The following is a 5,369-nucleotide window of genomic DNA, read 5'->3' on the forward strand; positions in this document are numbered from 1 at the left end:
ACTATTCTTTTCTATCTTTGAGTAAATACTTTCCTTTTTTGATTCTTTTAAAACTCGAAAACCCTCTGTTTCCTATACTTCTTTGTTGGCTAATCCATAGTTGGGATTTATAAGTATGCTTTCAAATATATATTTGATTGTGTTAAAAAAAACATCGAGCATGGGATCATAAAGGTCAACAATCTTAGATAAAATGAAGTCTTTTTCAAGAAGAATTTTTACCTTTAGGTTGAAAAGTAAAGTTTTTTACCAATTGCATGAACTTTTTGTTCATAATCTCATTTTTAGCAGCAGACTTAAGTTGCATATCTTTATCAAAATTTTCAATAGAATCATCTATAGCAGTTTTGATATAATCTTTTTCCAATCCAAAAGTTGAATCTACTGTAACTACTTGCTCAACATTAGTTGTCTTTTCTCTTGCAGTTACTGTTAATATTCCATCAACATTAGCAGTAAATTCTACTTCTATTGTAACGGAACCAGCAGGTAATGGAGGTATGTTTTTTAGCTCAAATTGTGCAAGAGATTTGTTCTGTTCTATCATTTCACGCTCTCCTTGACAAATATGAATTCTTATCGCAGTTTGCTTATCAGCATAAGTTGTAAATTCTTTCACTTCTGAAGCAGGTAATGGAGTATTTCTATGTATAATTTTTTCAACTATCCCACCCATAGTTTCAATACCAAGGGATAAAGGTAAAACGTCAAGCAAAATTTTGCCATCACCAGAAGTTAAATAATGAGCATGAAGAGCTGCACCTGCTACTACAGCCTTCTCAGGATCAATATCTTGTAGTATCTTATTCCCAAAAAGCTTGAATAATGAATCTTTAACTAAGGGGACTCTAGTCGTACCTCCAACAAGAATTACCCCTTTAATATCATTAACTTTAAAATTTACACTTTCCACAGTACGAACAACTATTTTTATAGTTTCATCTACTAGATGCTTTATGACATTTTCAAACTCTTTCCTTGTAATATCACACACAAAAGGTTTATTGTCAATGTTGAATGTGAAATTTCCAAAGTCATTATTAGTTAAATACTCTTTTATATCGCGTGATTGAGTAAGCAAGCCTAATTGAGAATTTTTATTATATACTTTTCTCCCACATTTTTCCAATATTAATGAGGTGAGTAAATGATCGAAATCATCTCCACCTAGATTAGTATCACCACCAACTCCTAGTACTTGAAATGCACCGTCATGTAACTTAAGTATAGAGATATCGAATGTTCCGCCTCCAATATCATACACAGCATACACCCCTTTATCTATCCTCTTACTCATTGAATACGCAAGAGCTGCAGCAGTAGGTTCATTGAGTAAGCGCAATACTTCTATACCAGCTAACTTTGCTGCATATTTAGTTGCATTTCTTGCGGAGTCATCAAAGTATGCAGGAACAGTAATTACTGCTCTCTTAACTTCTAAATCACTTGAATTTTTAACTCTTTCACACAAAGCCTTCAATATTTCAGCAGAAATCTCAATAGGAGTAAGATATTTCTCATTTCCTAGCTTTACCCTAATAATTTTTTGGCTTTCACCATCTATTTCATAGCGAATCTCTTCATTATTGAGATCACTGACATTTTTCCCCATCAAACGTTTTATTGAACGAACTATATGCATATCATCACTGCCAACTTTTATATCTCCACTTTCAGTATATGAAATTATAGATGGCAGTAGCTCATTATTATCCTTATCCTTAAAAATCTTTACATTCTTTAATTTATCAGCAATCGCAATTAAAGAGTGAGTAGTACCTAGATCAATTCCAAATGCTACTCCATTATGCTTAACTGGGTCAGAAATTTGTATTGGCTGCATCTTCTTGTACCTCTTTTAACGCTTTATCTAAGTATTTTAATCTTAAATAATGTTGAACAGCTTTATCAAGATTTTTTGTATCAAATGCATTACTTAAATCTTCAGTACAATCTTTTATTTTTTTATTAATAATTCTATTTGTAGAATCTAAAGTCTTAGAATGTAGAATAGATTCCCTAATTTCCATAGATTCACTCAGTATTTCAGGACACAATCTATTATTAATATCCTTGACACCAAAAATTTGAAACAAATACTCAGCTCTTTCCAGCGGTGATTTTAAAACTCTATATGCTCTATGAATATAAGCCATATTTTCTGATGCAATAAATTTTTCCTTCTTTAAATAGTATAGATCAGGGTGAAAACCCTTACTTAATTTTATATAGTTACCTTCTAGTAATTCCAAATCAACATGAAAAACTTTTTCAACTCCAAGAAGTAAAAAATAATCGCTATTCAGAATTTTCACTTGCACCATCTGTTCTTAATGTAAAACTTTCACCACAACCACACCTTCCTCCTTCATTTGGATTATTAAATACAAAACCAGATGAGAATTTTTCTTCTACATAATCCATCTTAGAACCCAAGAGAAACATTATAGACTTTGGATCAATTAGAATCTTAATCTTATAATTCTTGTTCCCTATAACTTCAATTACTGATTCAAATAGACGAACATCATACGCATATTCAATGTGATACTTTAATCCACTACATCCTTTTTCTTTGATTGATATCCTAAGCCCTATTACTTTTTCTGATGCATCAGAAAATTTTTTTTGATCTAATAAATACCTTATTTGATGCAATGCTTTATCGGTAATGGTAATAGGACCTTTTTTTAGTACAGTACTACTCATAAAACTTTCTACTCAACCATATTTCTAGATCTCTTACCCTAAATCAATACGACTTTTCTAATCAAATTGATATACTTCTTACTCTCTATCATATTCTTCAGCTTCAAACTTTCTACGTTCTTCCTTCTTGTTTTGATAATCACTGATAGCAGCTTTAATTGCATCTTCTGCAAGTACTGAGCAGTGTATCTTAACTGGAGGCAATGATAATTCTTCGACTATCTGAGTATTTTTTATTTGTGCAACATCACTGATTTTTTTATCTTTTATCATTTCTGTCAAAAAAGAAGCAGAAGCTATTGCAGAACCGCAACCAAAGATTTTCATTTTAGCATCTTCAATAACACCAGCATCATTCACTTTTATTTGTAATTTCATAACATCACCGCATGAAGGAGCACCAACTAAACCTGTTCCAACACACGGATCATTTTTATCTAAAAAACCAACATTTCTTGGGTTTTCATAATGATCTAGAATTTTTTTATTGTAACTCATAAAATGACCTATTTTATAATACTTGCTTAATTATTATAACATAACTTACATTAAAATATAGTTATAATTTATCAAGAAGCTTGCCAAAATAACATGCTTATATTATTATTTAATAAATACATTACTTTCAATATAAAAGAACTATATGAACGCTGCTCAACCTTTGAATATTAATTTGAATCACGGTATAAATCAAGTAGATCAAGTTATCGGTTACCCTACTAAAGCATTGTTTTTTATAAAGAAAAACTCTATAAACAACGTCATACCAGTATCAGCTGCGGAAGCTTGGGTACAATTTTCTTGTGCTTACATTATTGGAACTCTTATAACTAGTAATGACCTTAGCTTTATCACATCAATACTTAATCCTTCATTCACATCAACTTATGCTTTTATTTCTATAATTTTCTCAGTAATTTTTGTAAAATCTTTAATTATACAATCGGTAAATAAAAAAACAATTAAACAAGATCAAATAGATAAAAAAATAAGAGGTGGGAAGGAAAACGAAGAAAGTGATATTTACAAAAAAGCATCGAAAATAGAAATCATTTCAGATTGCGGTAATAAGTCTATAGTATTCCCTATTTCCAAGTCTCAGGCAAAAGAATTGGAGGCGATAAAAGATGAAAATAGAGATAAGATTATTTTATTAATTTTACCACCAATATTTGCTTCTGTGTTTATATTTGGTGCTTTGTTTCATAATAAGTTTAGTTTTTCAAATATATACGCTGGAGAAGCATTGCTTATTTTACCGTTACTTGCTATCATTATCAGTGGTTTTATTATAACAGTTGTCACATTTAGAAAAAACGAAATAGATCATGAGAATAATTCTATTAAAGGATTTAACGTTCGTGATATCCTGTTGCCATCTTTCTTGAAAAAATGGAAGTGTACAAGATGGGAAAGTAAAACCATTAAAGTAATGGAAAATAGATTGGGTGATCAGGAAGAAGGTGATCTAATATCAAGATTAGAAAAATTACTAGATAAACACTTTGCTAAATTCAGTAGTGATATTGTTAAGTCTTTTGGTGGTCACTTAAGTAACTTAGAAGATCTTGTGAAAAATGAATTACTTAATCCTGCAAATAAAAATATTAAAGAGACACTTGATCGGATAGGTGGTGACGTTGATAAAACACTAAATCATCTGGAAGGAATAAGAGAAGATCTGAAAGAAGATATAAATGAATTGAAAAATGATATCCTTCATATGACTAAGGCTGTTAATAAAATAATAGGAAAAAACGAAGGCCACATTAATACTACTATTACAAATATAAATCAAGCTGCAGAGTTACTGAAAGATAAAATAGAAAGATTTGTACCTAGTCGCTGGATCGGTTACTTAAAAGATTTCAATCAGGTACAACAAGAACAAAATACTGGCAGTAACGATCATGAAGCTACCGAATTTATAGGTATGATAGAAAGTATGAGAAATGAAATGGAAAATATGAGTAAGAAGTATGAGGAACTAAAGCAGATGATAGATAGAAGAGGAAATGTACATTATCATCTAGGTGGGAATGATAATATCTACTATGGTAATAATTCAGATTCTAACAGCGAAAATAGTACTGATCCATTATCAGAAAATGAAACATTGCATCTGGGAAATAAAAAATTACGTCAAGAACATGAACGCTTAATGTTAAAAAAAGAAAATAGTGACCTAACAGAAGAAAATAAAAAATTAATGGCAGATTTCACTAAACAAGATGAAAAAGAAAAATCTGAAAAAGCAATTAATGATAAAGCTAGTAACTTCTTTGGCTATATATTAAAGGAACTAAAAGGAGAATTATCAAAAAGTTTTAACGACAAAGTAAAAATAAAAATTCACTGGAAAGATAGTTCTCAAACAACTTGTCATATTAACAACCCTTATTATAAGTCAAAACATTCGACTTCATCTATACTTAATGGAAGTACACCTATTAGTTTGGGTGATACACGCTCATTATAAACACAATGAAAGATCTATGGTTATATGGAAAGCATGCTTGTATTTCAGCACTAAGAAATGAAAAGAGAATATGTATTGAATTATTAGTTAGTATAAGCACTTATAATCAATATAGGGTGGAGATCGAACAATATTCAAAAATTAAGAATGTTATAGTTAAAATAATAAAATCAGAAAAATT

Annotated in this window: 5 protein-coding genes; 1 reads left to right on the forward strand and 4 read right to left on the reverse strand. The window is 30.1% G+C overall.

Features of this window, described 5'->3' with window-relative positions; genetic code table 11:
• Positions 1-205: 205 nt before the first annotated feature.
• From V6U76_RS04310 to iscU, 4 genes are all read right to left on the reverse strand, one after another.
• Positions 206-1,843, reverse strand: a complete 1,638-nt coding sequence (locus tag V6U76_RS04310; protein WP_333023829.1) for an Hsp70 family protein — start codon at positions 1,841-1,843, stop codon at positions 206-208.
• A complete protein-coding gene (gene hscB / locus V6U76_RS04315; RefSeq protein ID WP_333023831.1) occupies positions 1,821-2,324 on the reverse strand; it encodes a Fe-S protein assembly co-chaperone HscB in 504 nt (167 codons plus the stop codon). The genes V6U76_RS04310 and hscB overlap by 23 nt, the downstream gene beginning before the upstream one ends.
• Positions 2,299-2,709 carry a HesB/IscA family protein gene (locus V6U76_RS04320; RefSeq protein ID WP_333023832.1) on the reverse strand — a complete coding sequence of 137 codons (411 nt, stop codon included), beginning with the start codon at positions 2,707-2,709 and terminating at the stop codon, positions 2,299-2,301. The genes hscB and V6U76_RS04320 overlap by 26 nt, the downstream gene beginning before the upstream one ends.
• Before the next feature lie 78 nt (positions 2,710-2,787).
• Positions 2,788-3,207: a Fe-S cluster assembly scaffold IscU gene (iscU, locus tag V6U76_RS04325; RefSeq protein ID WP_333023833.1), complete on the reverse strand. Its 420-nt coding sequence runs from the start codon at positions 3,205-3,207 to the stop codon at positions 2,788-2,790.
• 145 nt (positions 3,208-3,352) lie between these two features.
• On the opposite strand from iscU, the gene V6U76_RS04330 reads away from it, so the two are divergent.
• Entirely contained in the window at positions 3,353-5,188 is a 1,836-nt protein-coding gene (locus tag V6U76_RS04330) for a hypothetical protein (RefSeq protein ID WP_333023835.1), read from the forward strand.
• Positions 5,189-5,369 lie beyond the last annotated feature (181 nt).

This window comes from Wolbachia endosymbiont of Pentidionis agamae (genome assembly GCF_036711655.1).
GTDB lineage: Bacteria > Pseudomonadota > Alphaproteobacteria > Rickettsiales > Anaplasmataceae > JAZHPY01.

Coding starts and splice junctions, on each gene's coding strand:
- V6U76_RS04310 (WP_333023829.1), bottom strand. CDS start 1,843: ATGCAGCCAATACAAATTTCTGACCCAGTTAAGCATAATGGAGTAGCA.
- hscB (WP_333023831.1), bottom strand. CDS start 2,324: ATGGTGCAAGTGAAAATTCTGAATAGCGATTATTTTTTACTTCTTGGA.
- V6U76_RS04320 (WP_333023832.1), bottom strand. CDS start 2,709: ATGAGTAGTACTGTACTAAAAAAAGGTCCTATTACCATTACCGATAAA.
- iscU (WP_333023833.1), bottom strand. CDS start 3,207: ATGAGTTACAATAAAAAAATTCTAGATCATTATGAAAACCCAAGAAAT.
- V6U76_RS04330 (WP_333023835.1), top strand. CDS start 3,353: ATGAACGCTGCTCAACCTTTGAATATTAATTTGAATCACGGTATAAAT.